Origin of the sequence: Zooshikella ganghwensis, from assembly GCF_018263875.1 — a bacterium.
Lineage (GTDB): Bacteria > Pseudomonadota > Gammaproteobacteria > Pseudomonadales > Zooshikellaceae > Zooshikella > Zooshikella ganghwensis.
Genome location: NZ_JAEVHG010000014.1, coordinates 151436 through 169432, shown reverse-complemented (window position 1 = coordinate 169432; position 17997 = coordinate 151436). Strand labels below are relative to the sequence as shown.

Genomic DNA, 17997 nt, shown 5'->3' with positions numbered 1-17997 from the left:
CAGTATCCTAATCCGTCATCGTAAGCACCCACACGAATTACTTGATCATTTGTTAAAGAACTTTGGTTAAGCGCTGGTCTCAACCAAGGCCGGCTATTCTACTGCCTCGCCTTGTTTTGTCAAGCTGTGTTTGAATTTTATTTCAACCTCAATCACAACCCAACTCGCCTCTCAGCGGCCGCGCATTCTAGCGCGTTCGATAACCTTGTCAACCCCCTCTTTTTCGTCATCCTACTGAACGACGTTTGACGCACATCAAAAGAGGCTTACTCACCATCTGTATTCGGTGAAACCCTCTGGGCGTCGGGGACTTGAAAAGCGTTACCGCTGAAGTGAGGGCGCATTATAAAGACCTCCCTCACAGATGCAACCTTTTTTTGAGACTATTTATTTAGCCTTTGAAGAAGAGGAAAAAAAGAGTTGATACAGCCAGTTATTTCCCCAGAAAAACCAGCGCACCAAAAGGAGTCCAGCCAAAATGACAGAGTACATAACAGGCTCTCCAACATCTGTCCTGGAAAGCCAAAAGAAGTGGACCATAACCAAGATAGCAATAACGTAAATTATGTTGTGTAGCTTTTTCCACGATTTACCCAGGCGTCTAACCATTACTTTAGGGGAGGTTACACCCAGTGCAATTAAACCAAGTAGCGCTATAAAGCCAACAATAATATAAGGACGCTTGACCAGATCCTGCAGTAAATCACTCCACTGCCATGCGAGCATAAAAGCTAAATAAGCCAACACATGCAAGATTGCATAAAATAAACTAAACAATCCCAACATACGGCGATAACGAATAACAAAGGATTTCTTGAAAATCAGCTTAATGGGAGACAGCGCCAAAGTAACCCACAGTAAGTTTAATGCCCAGTTAGCTAAAAAAAGTACGACCTCTTTGGCTGGATCGGGTCCTAACTGCTGCCCAACAATTTGCCAAACTAAATACCCAATAGGAGCAAGAGCCAAGCTAAATACCGCTATTTTATCCAGTTTAATGGTTAACCCCACATAGCACTCCTAAACCTACTCAACTTAAAAGTATTTATTCAAGTTCATTCCTTTATATAACGATGCCACCTGATCGGCATAACCATTAAAAGGCATGGTATCGATATAATTTGGTGAAAAGAGAGAGGATGGTAAGCGTCGCTCTCGCTTTTGGCTCCAACGAGGGTGATCTACTGCTGGGTTAACATTTGCATAAAAGCCATATTCATTAGGTGCTAAATTCTGCCAGGTGGTCTTAGGCTGCATGTCTGTAAACGTAATTTTGACAATGGACTTAATACTTTTAAAACCATACTTCCAAGGCACCATTAAGCGAAGCGGTGCACCATTTTGTGGAGGTAGTGTTTTTCCATAAAGTCCAACCACCATCATGGCCAGTGGATGCATAGCCTCATCAATCCTAAGTCCCTCAATATAAGGCCAGTCAATTAAACTGAACTGACTCCTCTGGCCAATCATACGCTTTGGGTCATGCAGCGTTTCAAACAACACATATTTTGCTTTTGAGGTAGGCTGAAATCTACGTAACAAATCTGCTAGTGAAAAGCCTAGCCAAGGCACCACCATTGACCAAGCTTCAACACAGCGAAAACGATATATACGCTCTTCAATAGCATGGGGCTTTAAAATATCTTCTAAGGTAAACTTACCTGTTTTTTCTGCTTCACCTTCAACAGTCAATGACCAAGGGTCTGTAACAAAATCTTTCGCTAAACTTGCAGGGTCCTTTTTGCCCGTACCAAACTCATAAAAGTTATTGTACGAAGTGACATCCTGATAAGGCGTTAATGGATCATCAGCACGGAAATGAGAAGGCCTGGCACTTGAAACTTGTTTTTGCAGCCAGGCAGGTGCTGGGTATTGTTTGCCTGCTGTAAGAACTTTTTCTGGAATGGCAATCCGCTTTTGTTCAGAAGTTTGCGAATTTGGCTCATCAGCTTCCCCACAGCCGACCAGAACAGCAGAAGCACCTAAAATGAACTGACCACTTCGCCGCATAAACTGACGACGATTCAAGTAAGCTCGCTCAGAGGTTATTTCATAACTAGGAATAGCAGATGGCTTCTTGATAATCATAAGCTCTAACCTAAAAAAAAGGAGCAACACTCAGCTCCTTTTTAAGAACGGGTTAAAGCTAATTATATTTCAAGAAGCCATTTTCGACCTTTTCCAGAGTCTCCAAAGGGCTAACGCTGGACCAGAGGTAGCATAGATCATAAATACAGAAAGTAGTGTTTTAGGCGGATCAATAGAGGCCACAGCAAAAATTAACACGAGCGCAAAAATCATCACAAAGGGAACGCGGCCTTTAAAATCCAAATCTTTAAAACTATGGTAACGGACATTGCTAACCATCAAAATACCTACACCAGCAGTGATTAGCGCAGCCAAAATACTGATTCCTGGCTCAGCTGGATAAAGTCCAAAATCTGTGCATACCCAAGTCATTCCTGTTACCACTGCTGCCGCCGAAGGGCATGGAAGACCTGTAAAGTAACGCTTATCAGAACTGCTTATTTGCGTGTTAAATCTTGCCAGCCTAAGTGCAGTACACGCTACATAGATGAATGCTACCATCCATCCCGCCTTACCAAGACTATGCAATGTCCAGCTATAACATAAAATTGCTGGCGCAAAGCCAAAGGCAATCATGTCAGATAAACTATCGTACTCAGCACCAAATGCACTTTGCGTATTTGTCAGACGCGCCACACGCCCATCCAAACCATCAAGAATCATTGCCACAAAAATAGCGATTGCAGCATGCTCAAACTTAAATTGCATAGCCGCAACAGCACTATAAAATCCACAAAATAAGGCTGCCGTTGTAAATAAGTTGGGCAATAAGTAAACTCCACGGCGTCTCACCTTACGGCCATTCTCCGCAACCTCTTCTACATGCTCATCAATGGGTAAAATGGACTCTCCAAGCTGTTCTTCATGCTCATCATTATTAGTTACAGATTGCTTTTCCTCGTTCATAGGTCAATATCTTCTGCCAGAAAATGAGTCAGGGATTATAGCAAACCCTACTAAAATGTATCGTTACTCATAACAACAAGTGAAGCATTTACCTGTCTGCTTACTCTGCAGACAGACATGCTACATCCCAAAAAGCCTTAATTAATGGGTCTTGCAACCGTTTAGCTTGTACACAGACACCAATAGCAAATGGCTCTAAAGGCGGATCAACGGTCAATGTACGAATCTTAGCTGAAGCTGGACTATTCACCACAACCAGCTCTGGAACCACCCCCACCCCAAGCCCTAAATTCACCATACTTACAATAGCTTCATGACCTCCTACATGGGCATAAATATTGGGCTTTATTCCTTTAGCGCGAAACCAGTGCTTTAGTCTTTTTCGAGAGAGTCCTTGCTCGGCAAAAATCATGGGCACTGTTCGCCAGTCTATCTCTGATTGCTGTAAGGTTAAGTCTCTCACCAGTCCTGGTTGTTGGGGAGCTATAAACTGTAACGGTGTATGGGCAATGGTTTTAAAGTTTAAATTACCAGGGAGTTGATCTGGCTTAGCGGCAATAGCTAAGTCTTCTTCACCTTCTTGGACTTTTTGTAGTGCAAGTGCTGCATCACCAGTCCTGAGTTTAATTTCAATACTTGGATAATGTTGACGAAAGCGCATTAAAAGTTCTGAAAGAAAGCTATAACTTGCCGTTACAGAGCAAAATAAATTAACTTCACCCTGCAAAAGCATGGTTTGCTGATGCACTCGGCTTTGCATTTCCTGCCATAACTGCAGAGCTTGCTGTGCATAAGCTTGAAACTCTCTGCCAGCTACAGTAAGTACAACAGAACGGTTATCCCGCTCAAAAAGCACTTCCCCAACCTCATCTTCCAGCCGTTTAATTGCCCTGCTTAGTGTCGAAGGGCTGACATGGCAAGCTTGGCTGGTCCGCGCAAAGTGAAGCGTATTCGCCAGATGCAAAAACAACCTCAAAGCATGATGGTCCATAGCATTAACATCTCACAATATTGCAAAATATGACATGTAGTATTTCAAATATATCATTTTACGCAATATTTGTTTTACGCTAGGCTACCTAAAGTTTCTAGCCTTCAGCCCAAGGCTGTAAACATATCAATCCTAAAAACAGCTTAGTCATTCTGTTTTGATGCAACAAAACCGAATTAATAACTAAGGAGTGTCTACCACACGTTACTGCACAGCAAAACTATAATTAGTGCAATTTAACTGTGGTGCTTTATGTCCTTGTCGAGGCAAGGCGAGTCACTTGCCTCGACAAGACTGCTTTTTTATAGGAACTGTCATCACCACTACTTATTATTGCCAGGAGCCCACTCATGAACTACTTCAATAGCCTGCCTCTGCGCATTCAGTTGGAAGAGCTAGGTAAATGCCGTTTTATGGATCGTAGCGAGTTTGCAGATGAAGCCCAAAAACTTAAAGGCAAAAAAATAGTTATTGTTGGCTGCGGCTCCCAAGGCCTTAACCAAGGATTGAACCTACGTGATAGTGGTTTGGATGTTTCTTTTGCACTAAGAGAGTCAGCTATCACTGAAAAGCGCCAATCCTGGAAAAATGCGACAGATAATGGCTTCACAGTAGGCTCTTATGAGTCCCTGATTCCCCAAGCAGATCTTGTTTGTAACTTAACACCAGACAAACAGCACTCAAGCGTTGTTGAACAAGTAATGCCTTTAATGAAGAAAGGTGCCACCCTTTCATACTCTCATGGCTTCAATATCGTTGAAGAAGGCATGCAAATCCGCAAAGACCTTACTGTTATCATGGTTGCGCCTAAGTGCCCTGGCACAGAAGTTCGTGAAGAATACAAGCGGGGCTTTGGTGTTCCAACTCTGATTGCAGTCCACCGGGAAAATGATCCTCAAGGAGAAGGACTTGAACTTGCTAAAGCCTATGCAGCAGGTTTGGGCAGTCATCGTGCAGGCGTACTGGAATCCTCTTTTATTGCAGAGGTTAAATCAGACCTACTGGGTGAACAAACTATCCTTTGCGGTATGTTACAAACAGGTTCAATACTGTGCTTTGAAAAAATGATCGCCGAAGGTGTTGAACCAGGCTATGCATCAAAACTTATTCAGTATGGTTGGGAAGTAACAACTGAAGCACTGAAAATTGGTGGTATCACCAACATGATGGATCGCTTGAACAACCCCGATAAGATTCGTGCTTTTGAGCTTTCTGAAGAGCTTAAAGTCATTATGCGCCCACTTTTCCAGAAACATATTGATGACATTATCAGTGGGCACTTCTCTTCAACCATGATGGCCGACTGGGCAAACGATGATGCAGATTTGCTTCGCTGGAGAGCAGAAACAGCTGAAACTGCTTTTGAAAAGTCCACATCAACAGATGCCAACATCCCTGAGCAAGATTACTTTGATCATGGTTTACTGATGGTCGCAATGGTTAAAGCAGGTGTTGAGCTGGCTTTTGAGGTAATGACCCAGTCTGGCATTATTGCCGAATCTGCTTACTATGAATCACTACATGAAACACCACTCATTGCTAATACAATTGCACGTCGTAAGCTGTACGAAATGAATGTAGTTATTTCTGATACAGCTGAGTATGGCTGCTACTTATTTGCGAACGCTTGCGTACCTTTACTGCAAGACTTTATGAAAAAGGTTGATACAACAGTTATTGGCAAAGGTACTGCTCCGGCTAGTTTCTCTGTTGATAATGCCAAACTTGTTGAAGTTAATGACGCTATTCGCAACCATCCTGTTGAAACCATCGGCCGTGAGCTACGTAGCTATATGAAGGATATGAAAAAAATTATCTGATAAATTTTTTCCATGCAATTAAACAATGAATAGGCGCTAACATAGCGCCTATTAAAAAATCCTACAAAGTCTGACTGACCCTGAGCGCATTTAAGCGCTCTTTTTTTATTTTAAAACCTAATTCAGCATCGCTAAACCGAATAAAACAGATAGCCACAAAAAAGGCAGTGATGACACTGCCTTTTAATGTCTACATTTCATCTAACGATAACACTAAAGCATAGCATTATAGGCTGAGTACTTTTTCACCTCTTGCTATACCAGAAACACCTGTGCGCACCACTTCAAGAACTGTGGACGAGCCAACAGCTTGAATAAAAGCATCCAGCTTAGCACTATCGCCGGCCAGCTGAACAACATATGTATTGGCAGTGACATCAACAATTTGTCCACGGAAAATATCTGTCGTCCGCTTCACTTCTGCCCGCTGCCCACCCGTAGCCTTAACCTTAACAAACATTAATTCTCGCTCAATATGGGCGCCTTCTGTCAGATCAACCACTTTTACAACATCAATGAGTTTGTTGAGCTGTTTAGTGATTTGTTCAATTTTATGATCCGCACCAATTGTCGTGAGTGTTAAGCGAGATAATGTTGCATCTTCCGTTGGAGCAACGTTAAGGCTTTCAATATTGTAGTTACGCTGAGCAAACAACCCTACGACCCGAGACAGTGCACCTGGTTCGTTTTCCATTAAAACTGAAATAATATGCCGCATTAGGTTCGCTCCGTCTTACTTAACCACATATCTCGCATAGAGCCATCTTTAATTTGCATTGGGTATACATGCTCATTCGGATCAACCCGAATATCCAAAAAGACTAAACGATCTTTTATAGCCAGTGCTTTTTCCATAGCCGGCTTGAGGTCTTCAGGTTTCTCAATTCGGATACCTACATGACCATAGGCTTCTGCAAGCCTCACAAAGTCAGGTAAAGAGTCCATATAGGAATGGGAGTATCGACTGTTATACTGCATATCCTGCCATTGACGAACCATGCCCAATGCCTGGTTATTCAAGTTAATAATCTTGATGGGTAAGTCATACTGCATACAGGTAGACAGCTCTTGAATATTCATTTGAATACTCCCTTCACCTGTTACACAGACCACCATTTCATCTGGAAAACTTAATTTCACCCCCATAGCAGCAGGCAAGCCAAACCCCATCGTGCCTAAGCCTCCAGAGTTAATCCAACGGTTGGGCTTATTAAATTTATAGTACTGAGCAGTAAACATCTGATGCTGGCCAACATCAGAGGACACATAAGCATCACCCTTTGTCACTTCACACAACGTTTCAATCACCATTTGTGGCTTAATGACTGAACCATCACCTTTATCATAAGGGAATGTGCCACGTGATGAACGCCACTCCTCTATTTGTTTCCACCAGGCATGAATAGCCTCTTCATTTTGATCTTTTTTATTTTCTTTCAGCAGCGATAGCATTTCACTCAATACAGGCTGTACAGGACCAACAATAGGTATATCTGCTCTAATATTTTTAGAGATACTTGCCGGATCCACATCAATATGAATGATTTTGGCTGTTGGGCAAAACTTAGAAATACCATTAGTTACCCGATCATCAAAGCGCACACCAACCGCTAGAATCAGATCACTGTGGTGCATTGCCAAGTTTGCAGGATAGCTACCATGCATTCCTAACATACCTAAAAACTGATTATCCGTACCTGGAAAGCCACCTAAGCCCATCAATGTATTAGTTACAGGTAAATGTAGCTGTTTGGCTAGCTGCGTAAGCTCACTGGAAGCATTGCCGAGGATTACCCCTCCACCGCTGTATATAATTGGACGCTTTGCTTCAAGCAGCATATTAAGCGCTTTGCGGATTTGTCCCGAATGCCCCTTTAACGGGGGGGTATATGATCGCAGTTTTACTTTTTTCGGATAAATATACTCATACTTATCACTTGGGTTGGTAATATCTTTTGGAATATCCACCACTACAGGCCCAGGTCGTCCAGACTGAGCAATATGGAATGCTTTTTTTATTGTGGCTGGAATGTCTTGCGCCTGTTTCACCAAAAAACTGTGCTTAACGATTGGACGTGAAATACCCACCATGTCAGTTTCCTGAAACATATCGGTACCTATAAAATCCGAAGGTACCTGCCCAGAAATAACAACCATAGGGACAGAGTCCATGTAAGCAGTAGCAATACCAGTAATGGTATTGGTTGCACCTGGCCCTGATGTCACTAAAGCCACACCGGCTTTACCTGAAGCTCGCGCATAACCATCAGCCATATGCGTCGCAGCCTGCTCATGGCGAACTAAAATATGAGTGACTTTATTTTGTTGAAATAAAGCATCATACACATGGAGTAAAGCTCCTCCTGGATAGCCATAAATATACTCCACTCCCTCATCCGCTAGTGCGCGGATAACCATTTCTGCGCCAGATAATAGCTCCACGAAATACCCCTTTCCAAACGTGATATTTTCCAACAAATACTACACTTGCATTCTATACTGCCAGATATAGTTGAGCGAGGATGGCCTTGGTTAGGATAAACGGGTATCACTTAATCAGGTACTCACGCAACCTCGCTATAACTCTCTAATGCTAATTATCCAACGGATTGCCAGACACTATCATTTAAGTGAAATGACATATAATTAGCAGAGCTATTCAGTTAAAACAGATACACGGGTACGTATCTGTTTTCCCGACCCGAGGTAACGTGGTCAAGGGAATCAGCCAGATATCGGGTTACGACTCTGGGCCTGACAGAAAATTGATAACATAGCTATCAACCTATACATGTTATTGTTCGGCAACAATATGTCAATAGCGAATAAATGCTGTATGTGTTTTTGTACCTTGTTTAAGAAGGCCCATAAAACCACATAGCTTTTAAGTGATTGACAGTGGCTTAACATGAACTTAGTAAGATCTTGCTTAACTGTTTAGCAATAAATTTCTATACACTATACTTTAATCTGTTTGTACAGCTGCGTACTCTAGTGATAACCATAGGCCCCCGTATGAGACCATTTTTGTTAGTCAGCATTACTTGCCTTGTTTTTTGCTTGCAAACCCAACTCTCCCATGCAGATACCTTTTATAAATGGGTAGATGACCAGGGAGTAACCCACTATGGTACTCGCCCACCTGAAGGTGCCAGTGCAGAGTCAGTGAAAACCCATGCTCAAAAACCAGCCAATCAAGACCAGGCTACTAAAGAGCTTGAGGAAACAAAAGTAGAGCAAACTATAGAGACAAAAGAGAAAGAAGAAGAAGCTCGCTTTCAAAAAGATTTAGCCGCCGCAAAGCAGGAACGTAAAAAACAGTGCGAAGAAGCTAGGCAAAATAAAGTACAACTCACATTAAAAAGCAGGGTCAAAATGAAAATGGAGGATGGATCAATCAAAATGTTGAGTGAAGAAGAACGTCAGGCGCAAATTAAACAAGCTGATGAAGCCATCAAAGAGTTTTGCTTATAGCCGCTGCACTCAACACTCACTTTCAAACATTCGCTGCAAATAAAAAAGTGTAAAAACATTAGCTCCATAGCTCTAGAACCCTGGAGGGCATTTCAGGGTTACCACCAGCTTACCTCGATAATAAACTGCAGAATCAGTTTTAAGTGAAACGCTAAAGGGCTTCGACTTTCCTGGTAATGGAGCTACTAACCGTGAAGCTTCCCAGCTCATCGTTTTGTTTAGTTGTTTTTTTTGACTATCCAAAACTTCCTGCAGCCGATAATCCAGTAAAAAAGAATCACAACCACACTGTTTGAGGGGCTCCATTGAGTACAGCACCCCCTCAAGAAAACTACCCTCTCTCCGGTAAACAACCTGCCTTGGAGCCATGACAACACAACGATCAACATAGTTTTTGATGGTTAAATTTGAAAGCAATTGCTGATTTTTTCCGACAACAGAAATGGGCTTAGCTGATGAGGTAAACACACAACCTGTCAAAAAGGAATAAAGAAAAACCAGCAATAGCAAGTTCCTTTGCTTAGTTATCATAGTGCTATCACTGAGTAATCAGTTGGTCGACTCTTTTAAGCAGGACAAGTAGCTGAGCAGAGTCAACTGTCAACGACTTAAAATACTCTTCTGCTAGTGCATGGATATTACTAGAAGATGGTAGCGGGGTATTTTTATCCAACAGCGCCTCTATTTTGGGTAAGAAAACCCACTGTAACCACTGAGTAAACTCCAGTGTATCAATGCAAAAAGGCTGTTTGCTGGCAAGGGCTTCAGCAGAAGGAGGTTCCACTTCCCAGAGCTGGAGCGCCTCCATTTCATCTTGAATAGCTTGGAGCAGGTGTCGTAAATTTGTGGTTTTCATAATTTGCTCTGGCACTACCTTATGTGTAACTGTGTGGCAGAGCAAATCATGTCAGCTTAACCTATCACTGAGCAGCAATAGTTTGCGATTCACGGATTAGATCCCGAAAACGCGCTTTCATGCCTGCATCACGAGTTAATGTTAAACCTCTACGGGCTAATTGCTCTGCCTGGCGGTAATTGTGCTGCATGAGTCTAACAGAAGCTAGCTCATAGTAAACATTTGGATCTTGTGGAGAGACCCGCAATGCCCGTTCAAGGGTTGCAGCAGCGCCACCTAAGTTGCCTTCAGCGCGTTGGCGCTTTGCTGTATTAATCAACTTACGTACTGCCGAATTACTTGATGTTGTTGACTCTGGGCGAGATACATAAGCGTACTGATCACGTTCTACCCTTGACACACTGGCTCTGCGATCATACTGATCATAAGCCTGCTGTGAGTTCGTATTTTGCTCAACAGTGTAACCACCATTATTATCCCCACGAGACTGTGGATACTGTTGAGGAGCAGGTTCCTGGTTATAGGGATCATCAGGATAACCTTGCTGAGGATACTGTTGCTGTGGCGCTTGTGGGTAGCGACCATGTTGATCTGTTGGATAACGTGACTCAACCGGTGCTTGCTGATAACCACCTTGCCCTGGCAACATACCGGTTCCAGGGTCACGATCAGCGGGTACCAAGTAAGGGTTTGATCGACAGCCAGCTAAAGCTACCAATATACCCAACACCATCACTAGCTTTGAATGCTGTCCATGACTTGACTGCATTTGTCTTCCCCTTATCTAAAAATAGACTTAAACCAATCAATAACATTATTTGAACGGCGGCGCTGAGGATAACCGTTGCGTCTATCATAGCCATCATTAGCCCGATAGCAGCCCGCCTCCTGTAGTGGCTCAAATCCTGACACAAAAGGCAGGTACCGAGCACCAGGGCAACGTTCTTGGCTTCTTAACCCTGTTGCTTCATCAACCCATAAGTAGTTTACACCCTCAGGTATTATAGGCTGCAAAGAGCGAACGTTGGCCTTCTTCATAAAATCAGACCACACTTTGAGCGCTCCAGAACTACCCGTTAATGGTGTTGACTCATTATTATCTTTTCCAATCCAAACAACACTTAATAAATTATCACCATATCCGGCAAACCAGCTATCGCGCCTGTCGTTAGTTGTACCTGTCTTTCCTGCCAGCCTTAATTTGCCAGGCAAGACACTATACGCACTACGACCAGTGCCTTCACGCATCACTTCTTGCATTGAGTACTGAACAAGGTGAACAAAGCGCTCATCCACTTTCTGCTCCAAAGCTAACTCATAACGTTGAAGCGTTGCGCCATTGGCTGTTAATACCGCACGGATTGTACGCATAGGAGTTTGGAAGCCACCGGCAGCTATGGTTTGATAGACTTGAGCAACTTGTATAGGCTTTAGATTAATCGCACCTAATAGCATCGCTGGAAAAGGCTTAAGTTCTTCACCAACACCAAGCTGTTGCAAGGTATGAATAACTTCTGACAAACCCACTTCCATCCCTAGTCGCACTGTACTTAAGTTATAACTTTTTGCTAAGGCCCGGTGTAAAGGTACCCAACCATGGCTTTTGCGATCATAGTTTTTGGGCTCCCACACCTCTCCTGTATCTGAACGAATCGTAATTGAGTCATCATCAATTAACGTGGCTAAGTTGAACTGTTCTGGAAAGCTCAATGCAGTTAAATAGACGGCGGGCTTGACCAGAGATCCAATAGAGCGTTCAGCATCCAGTGCGCGGTTAAAACCAGCATAACCAGGTTTAACGGCCCCAACAATCGCCAGCACATCTCCACTGTTAGGTGCTGTAACCACCATGGCGCCTTGCAGGTCTTTATGCTTGGGATAAGCTTTTTTAAGTTTGTTAATTGTCTCTGTGACACTGGTTTGTGCTTTCATTTGGATCACTGGATCCAAATTAGTAAAAACGCTAAGCCCTTCTGAAGTTAAGTCTTCATCATTATATTCTTCACGCAGTTGCCGTTTTACAAGATCAAGGTAAGCATACGCATTAGCCAGGTAAGATTTATTGGACTTAACAATATCTAGCGGCTTTTCAATAGCTTTTTGAGCTTCCTCTTGAGTTATATGGCCCAGCTTCGCCATAACCTTTAAAACCAGATTACGCCGTTTAAGTACTTTTTTAGGCTGACGCCTTGGGTCGTATTCTGAAGGACCTTTGACAATTCCTACCAGTAGCGCTACTTGATGCAATTCAAGTTCACTTATTGGCTTACCAAAATAAAATTGGCTTGCTAATCCAAACCCGTGAATTGCGCGCTTACCCTCTTGACCAAGATAAACTTCATTAAGGTAGGTTTCTAAAATATCATCTTTGCTGTAATGCAATTCCAGCAAAAAAGCCATGGCGGCTTCTGACAGCTTACGCTTAAACGAGCGTTCACTACTCAGATAAAAGTTTTTGACTAACTGCTGCGTCAAAGTACTCCCACCTTGGACCGTTGCTCCAGAGCGGAAATTAATCCATGCGGCACGCGCAATGGCTTTAAATGAAACACCATAGTGTTGATAAAACTTTCGGTCTTCAACAGCAAGCAGTGTTGGAATCAGCATATCCGGTAGCTCTTCCAACCTGGTAATAATACGGTCTTCATTGCTGTCGGGGTAAATTCCGCCAATCAGCAACGGCTCTAACCTTACCAGGGGTACTGATTCACCTTCGTTATTTTTTAGTGCTTTTACACTTTGTTGATTAAAGGTTACTGACACTTGTTGAGCTGGCTCTGCGCCATCTTCAAACTGAAAACCACGGGTATACAACGTATATGTTGTACCCTTTCTCATCACTTCACCTGGGCTATCTACTAAATCTTTACGCTGATAACCCAGCTGCTTTAGTTGGAGCGCAAACGTATCAGGCGACAGTTGCAATCCTTCATAAAGCTCCAGTGGACGGGCATATACTTTGGCTGGAATATCCCACTTTTTACCTTCAAACTTTGCAGTAACTACAGTATCAAGGCGATAAAGATATACCCCTGCAACAACACCGACCACCAACATAATCAGCAAACAAAGCTTGATTAGAGTGCGGAAAAGGCGAAATTTTTTTACAGGCTTTTGGGGTTGGGAATTTGTGCTGTTAGGATCTGATTTGCTCATGGGTTGGATTATACGGACTCAGTTGCTTACTCCATAATGCTCTTAGCTGATTCGAGAACTTATACCCGTTATTGGTTCCTTTAGTTGTGACTCTATATGTCATAAAGCGGATATTAAAAAGCGCTTTACAACGTGAATAAACGTGAATAGTAGTCAAAACTATCAAACCCAATAAGCCTGTGGTTAGTCATAAAATCACCAAAGACTCAAACAATCACCAAAACATCTAAGTCAGCAACTTAGTCAAATAAGTAATAAAAGTATTTTAAACTCAGATAGTTATGTAGAAAAGTCTCGTTTACCGAGCATATTCTTGAAGGTTATTTTACCAAAATGAAATAAGAATTTAGTGTAATTAACAAACAGTTTTGAATTATTGGCTATTATTAGAACAAGAGTGCTCCCTATTCGCTTGACTCATAATAAAAATAATACGCTTATTCATTTGCTGGTTATTCATTCGGGCAAGGAAAATGACAATGGCTACCGACTTAATCGAATTGAAAAACCTGGGTAAAACATCTGTACAGTGGCTTAATGCTGTAGGTATTAGAGATAAAGAAACCCTAGAACAGATTGGCTCAGTTGAAGCTTACCGAAAAATCAAAACCCGTGGCTTTAAAGTCTCTAAAGTATTGCTGTATGCGTTAGAAGGAGCCTTACTCGATGCCCACTGGAATCAGTTAGACCCTGACTTAAAAGCCAAACTAATCAAAGAAGCTGAAAGTAACGGACAGCGCCAACCAGAAAACTAATAAGTAGAGTCCTCCTCTTTACCTATAGCGGCTTGAAAAGTATCTACTTAATACGTCCATAAAAAAAATGAGTTATTCAAGATTTAATTGCTTGACTTTGATAATGAGAATGATTATCATTTAAATCGTTGTCACATGACAGCGATAATCTGTAAACAGCTTTACTTGGCGGTAAACAGCTAAACAGGTTATCTCCTCATCAGGCTAATCACGGTTTAAGCTGCCTCTAACCCAGGCAGCTTTTTTTTGCATCAAATTCATTATCAAATATACCCACAACAGCATAGGGCACGAATAGACCAAGACTTTACACCTGACTAAGTATTTCAATAAGACTCTTCTTCCATATCATCGGCAAAAATTAATTCATCATCAAATAACTCTGACTGGAAGACTTCGACATGACGAGCAATTTCTGAAACCTTCTCATAAAAGGCTACATGAAAGAGTGCTTCACCCTCATTAACAAGCGGTATATTAGTTCTGGCAATTACAATGCCTGAGGCCGGTGCACGTACAGTGAGTTCTGCATCACCAAAGGGCGCACTAATGGTAGCCAGCGGCTGGTGTTTTTTAACACTGGCACCGAGCTCTACAAGAGGACGAAACACACCATCTGTTTCTGCTCTGACCCACTGTGATTGATTGGCAATAACTGGGCTTCTACTCGACTTTTTCTTCGACTTATGAGACCGCAACATACCCAGCATACGCATCACATTAATAATTCCACGAATGCCTGCATAAATAGACAGCTCATTAAAACGCAAAGCTTCGCCCGCCTCATAGGTAATAACGGGAATATTAATACTTTCTGCAAAAGACCTTAAGGAGCCATCAGGTAACGTAGCATCTAATACAACAGGTGTGCCAAATGCACGCGCCATTTCATTTGAACCACTACTGTTCATAGCCCCCCATATTTGAGGCAAATTTGAACGATGAACAGCACCAGTGTGTAAATCAATAACATGTGTGCACTTACGCACAACACTTTCACAAAATAAGTTAGCAATTCGGGCACCAAGTGAACCTTTCTTGACACCTGGAAAACATCTATTTAAGTCACGTCGGTCTGGCAAATACCGAGAACGCTGGATAAAACCGAAGACATTAACAATAGGCACCGCTACCAGTGTTCCCTTTAGCTGAGACATCACTTTTAGTTTTAATAGACGACGAATGATTTCGACACCATTCAATTCATCTCCATGAATTGCAGCACATACTAAAAGCACAGGACCATCTTGCCGACCATGAACAATTTGTACTGGTATATTCAGAGGGGTATGGGTATACAGCTGGGCCACAGCCAAGTCTACAGTTGCACGCTTGCCTGCCTCCACTTTTACACCATTTATCTCAAACGGAGCACGTTGCATCCCATCCATCCTATCGTTTTCTTTTTTTAAACACGTAAGTTACTGCTAGTTATCACCAACTTTCTCAAGGCAATACAAAACAACTGTCCACCATCTGCAGCCTTCAAAAACGGGCCTGATAGCATAACGAGTTATCATAGGGTTGCGATATAGTGAAAGAATTAAGTCATCATTAAGTGGTTCACAACTCTGGTAAATGATAATCAACTTTTCACATTAATTGAGCAGTCTTTATGCAAGTGGTGTTTAGTTGATCACGACAAAAGAAAAATCTCTGTCCGGATGAGACATGATTGACACATTAAGCGAGAAAACATTTGCTATTTGTTCAGGCGTAAGAACTTCTACGGGCTTCCCCCACCCCTCAGCCTTACCCTCATTTAGCAGTAAAACCCTGTCTGCATAACGCAAGGCCATATTCATATCATGCAACACCATAACTACGACATGACCTGCATGAGCAAACTGTCTTGCTTCTTCCATAAGCTGCAACTGATGTTTAGGATCTAAAGCCGCAAGTGGCTCATCTAATAATAAGCACCTTGTTTCAGGCTTTTTTGCTTGTACTTGAACCCACACTCTAGCTAACTGAACCCTCTGCTGCTCTCCTCCAGATAAGGAAAGGTAATTTCGATTTTGTAGATGGATAATATCGAAACACTGAAGGGCTAACTTAACCCAGTGTGAGTTTTCGGCAGACGATGTATTCCAAGGCAAACGACCCAAGGCAACAACTTCTGCAACAGTGAATGCAAATTGCAGCTGATGCTGTTGCCCTAAAAATGCAATATGTTGAGATTTAAACTGACGTGATAGCTGGTTTATTGGCTGTTGCTGCCAATAAAGTTCCCCGGTGCTATCTGCAACCCCGCCCGCAAGACAGTGTAGTAATGTTGATTTCCCAGCACCATTAGGCCCTAGTAATACAATAAGCTCACCAGGGTTGAAGATCACACTGATAGGATGTAATAAAGTTTTATTTAGCCTATGCACTGAAACACTTGCTGCTTGCAACATTTATTAACTAACCATGCACTATTAACTAACCATCCGTTGTCGTTGCTGAACTAATAGCCAAATAAAAACAGGTGCACCAATCAGTGCGGTGACAATACCAATTGGCAGCTCCAGGGGTGCAAGTAACCAGCGTGAAAGTGTGTCGGCAACCAGCAATAGCCAAGCACCACATAACGTCACAGTGGGTAGTAATATCTGGTGATTAGGACCAGTACACTGACGCACAATATGCGGTACAACCAACCCAACAAATGCCACAATACCTACTGCAGCGACAGCAACACCAACCCCTAGTGAAGCAACACAAATTACCGTTCGCTTTAACGTTTCAACAGGAACCCCTAAATAACTTGCTTCCTGATCACCCAATAACAAGGCATTCAACCCTTGTCCCAACCACGGTATGAGCAGAACTTGCAAAGACAGCACCGTAAAACAGGTAGCAACCGCCCACCATTGAGCACCACCCAGCTGACCTAACTGCCAATACATAAAGGAACGCAGTGTTAAGTCATCTGCCAGGTAGTTTATGGCGGCTAGAGCAGCCATCGCCATGGAAGATATAGCAACACCCGCCAACAACATAGTGGATACAGAAATTCCCCAAACAGTTACACCTAGTCGATAAACAACCCAGGTAGCCAGAACGCCTCCTAAGAAGGCAAAACACGGCACAAGGAATTCACCCAGTGCAGTAGCTATATCAGGAAAAAGTTGATTAAGTGCCAGCATTGCAAAAGCAGCACCGACAGCAGCACCACTGGAAATACCCAAAACCCCAGGATCGGCCAGTGGGTTTCTTAACAGGCCCTGTAACAACGCACCACTATTGGCCAAAATAGCTCCAACCACTAGGGCGAGCATCACCCTTGGTAAGCGAATATCAACAATAATGGTATAAATATGAGCTGGAAGCTGCCCTCTGCTGTCCTCTAAACCGAACAGTAAAGCGCTATACCAAGGTGTTTCAATTACCCCTACACTAAGCGCCCAAATTATCGTTATCAGCATAAGTAGCAAAACAGAAGTCAGCCACCATCTGACCTTACGACTCTGCCTCATAGCTTCTTATTCTTCATTTTTTGTTGCATATCTAACGCATAAAAATACATTTAGCTTCTTACTTTTAAAATCTGGGTAAATACATTGCTAACCTGTCTCCACAGCGTCACAATAGTGAAAGGTTCACTCAAGCAAGCGGCCGTCAATGAGCGATGAGAGCATTACGCTATGTACAGTTGATGAGATTCCACCCAATACCAGCAAAGGTTTTACGGTTGGAAAACAAACGATTTTTGTTGTGAACCGCGCAGGCCAGTTTCATGCTTATTTAAACAGGTGTCCTCATTTGGGCATTCGCCTGGAGTGGCAACCTGACCAGTTTTTGGACACTGATGCGCGTCTCATCCAGTGTGCTACTCATGGTGCCTTATTCTTAATTGAAACAGGGCTTTGTATTGCCGGTCCTTGTGCAGGACAACACCTCACTAAACTGGCTTGTCACTCATCCAATCAACAGATTTGTGTCACACTTCCACTTTCTTCTGCTTAA

General features: G+C 42.7%; 17 protein-coding genes. 4 read left to right on the top strand and 13 right to left on the bottom strand.

All coding sequences use genetic code 11. From position 1 onward, the window contains the following. Positions 1–387: 387 nt before the first annotated feature. The 4 genes from KHS79_RS18160 to ilvY all read right to left on the bottom strand — a co-directional run bounded on the left by KHS79_RS18160 (position 388) and on the right by ilvY (position 3985). Complete coding sequence (locus tag KHS79_RS18160) at positions 388–1011, bottom strand: protein-methionine-sulfoxide reductase heme-binding subunit MsrQ (protein ID WP_212720806.1); 624 nt, start codon at positions 1009–1011, stop codon at positions 388–390. 24 nt (positions 1012–1035) lie between these two features. After that, positions 1036–2088 (bottom strand): protein-methionine-sulfoxide reductase catalytic subunit MsrP, encoded by a 1053-nt coding sequence (gene msrP / locus KHS79_RS18155; protein WP_212720805.1) that lies wholly within the window; start codon positions 2086–2088, stop codon positions 1036–1038. A gap of 69 nt (positions 2089–2157) precedes the next feature. Next, the gene (gene pssA / locus KHS79_RS18150; RefSeq protein WP_212720804.1) at positions 2158–2994 is read right to left on the bottom strand and encodes a CDP-diacylglycerol--serine O-phosphatidyltransferase; all 837 of its coding nucleotides are present in this window, start codon (positions 2992–2994) and stop codon (positions 2158–2160) included. A gap of 100 nt (positions 2995–3094) precedes the next feature. Next, a complete protein-coding gene (ilvY, locus tag KHS79_RS18145; protein WP_027710082.1) occupies positions 3095–3985 on the bottom strand; it encodes an HTH-type transcriptional activator IlvY in 891 nt (296 codons plus the stop codon). A gap of 350 nt (positions 3986–4335) precedes the next feature. Here ilvY and ilvC point away from each other — a divergent pair, with 350 nt between their 5' ends. Further along, a complete protein-coding gene (gene ilvC / locus KHS79_RS18140; RefSeq protein WP_212720802.1) occupies positions 4336–5805 on the top strand; it encodes a ketol-acid reductoisomerase in 1470 nt (489 codons plus the stop codon). Between the two features lie 226 nt (positions 5806–6031). On the opposite strand, the gene ilvN is transcribed toward ilvC, so the two are convergent. Together ilvN and KHS79_RS18130 are read right to left on the bottom strand one after the other, a co-directional pair. Continuing rightward, positions 6032–6523 (bottom strand): acetolactate synthase small subunit, encoded by a 492-nt coding sequence (gene ilvN / locus KHS79_RS18135; RefSeq protein WP_027708575.1) that lies wholly within the window; start codon positions 6521–6523, stop codon positions 6032–6034. After that, complete coding sequence (locus KHS79_RS18130) at positions 6523–8247, bottom strand: acetolactate synthase 3 large subunit (RefSeq protein WP_212720800.1); 1725 nt, start codon at positions 8245–8247, stop codon at positions 6523–6525. The genes ilvN and KHS79_RS18130 overlap by 1 nt, the downstream gene beginning before the upstream one ends. A 573-nt stretch (positions 8248–8820) precedes the next feature. Here KHS79_RS18130 and KHS79_RS18125 point away from each other — a divergent pair. Next, complete coding sequence (locus tag KHS79_RS18125) at positions 8821–9279, top strand: DUF4124 domain-containing protein (protein WP_212720790.1); 459 nt, start codon at positions 8821–8823, stop codon at positions 9277–9279. A 72-nt stretch (positions 9280–9351) separates the two neighbouring features. Here KHS79_RS18125 and KHS79_RS18120 read toward each other — a convergent pair whose 3' ends face one another. From KHS79_RS18120 to mrcB, 4 genes are all read right to left on the bottom strand, one after another. Then, positions 9352–9810: a DUF2195 family protein gene (locus KHS79_RS18120; RefSeq protein ID WP_212720788.1), complete on the bottom strand. Its 459-nt coding sequence runs from the start codon at positions 9808–9810 to the stop codon at positions 9352–9354. Positions 9811–9817: 7 nt separating this feature from the next. Next, on the bottom strand, positions 9818–10135 hold the full coding sequence (locus KHS79_RS18115) for a YqcC family protein (protein ID WP_051311482.1): 318 nt from the start codon (positions 10133–10135) through the stop codon (positions 9818–9820). Positions 10136–10199: 64 nt separating this feature from the next. Next, complete coding sequence (locus KHS79_RS18110) at positions 10200–10904, bottom strand: tetratricopeptide repeat protein (protein ID WP_094788841.1); 705 nt, start codon at positions 10902–10904, stop codon at positions 10200–10202. An 11-nt stretch (positions 10905–10915) separates the two neighbouring features. Beyond that, the gene (gene mrcB, locus KHS79_RS18105; protein WP_212720786.1) at positions 10916–13291 is read right to left on the bottom strand and encodes a penicillin-binding protein 1B; all 2376 of its coding nucleotides are present in this window, start codon (positions 13289–13291) and stop codon (positions 10916–10918) included. 479 nt (positions 13292–13770) lie between these two features. Here mrcB and KHS79_RS18100 point away from each other — a divergent pair, with 479 nt between their 5' ends. Next, a complete protein-coding gene (locus KHS79_RS18100; RefSeq protein ID WP_027708580.1) occupies positions 13771–14046 on the top strand; it encodes a TfoX/Sxy family protein in 276 nt (91 codons plus the stop codon). Between the two features lie 326 nt (positions 14047–14372). On the opposite strand, the gene KHS79_RS18095 is transcribed toward KHS79_RS18100, so the two are convergent. The 3 genes from KHS79_RS18095 to KHS79_RS18085 all read right to left on the bottom strand — a co-directional run bounded on the left by KHS79_RS18095 (position 14373) and on the right by KHS79_RS18085 (position 17456). Further along, positions 14373–15428, bottom strand: a complete 1056-nt coding sequence (locus KHS79_RS18095; protein ID WP_212720784.1) for a succinylglutamate desuccinylase/aspartoacylase family protein — start codon at positions 15426–15428, stop codon at positions 14373–14375. A gap of 246 nt (positions 15429–15674) precedes the next feature. Further along, positions 15675–16445 (bottom strand): heme ABC transporter ATP-binding protein, encoded by a 771-nt coding sequence (locus KHS79_RS18090; protein ID WP_094788843.1) that lies wholly within the window; start codon positions 16443–16445, stop codon positions 15675–15677. Positions 16446–16466: 21 nt separating this feature from the next. Further along, positions 16467–17456, bottom strand: coding sequence for a FecCD family ABC transporter permease (locus tag KHS79_RS18085; protein WP_212720783.1), 990 nt, complete (start codon positions 17454–17456; stop codon positions 16467–16469). A gap of 196 nt (positions 17457–17652) precedes the next feature. Between KHS79_RS18085 and KHS79_RS18080 the strand changes: the two genes are divergently transcribed. Further along, positions 17653–17997 (top strand): Rieske (2Fe-2S) protein, encoded by a 345-nt coding sequence (locus tag KHS79_RS18080; RefSeq protein ID WP_094788845.1) that lies wholly within the window; start codon positions 17653–17655, stop codon positions 17995–17997.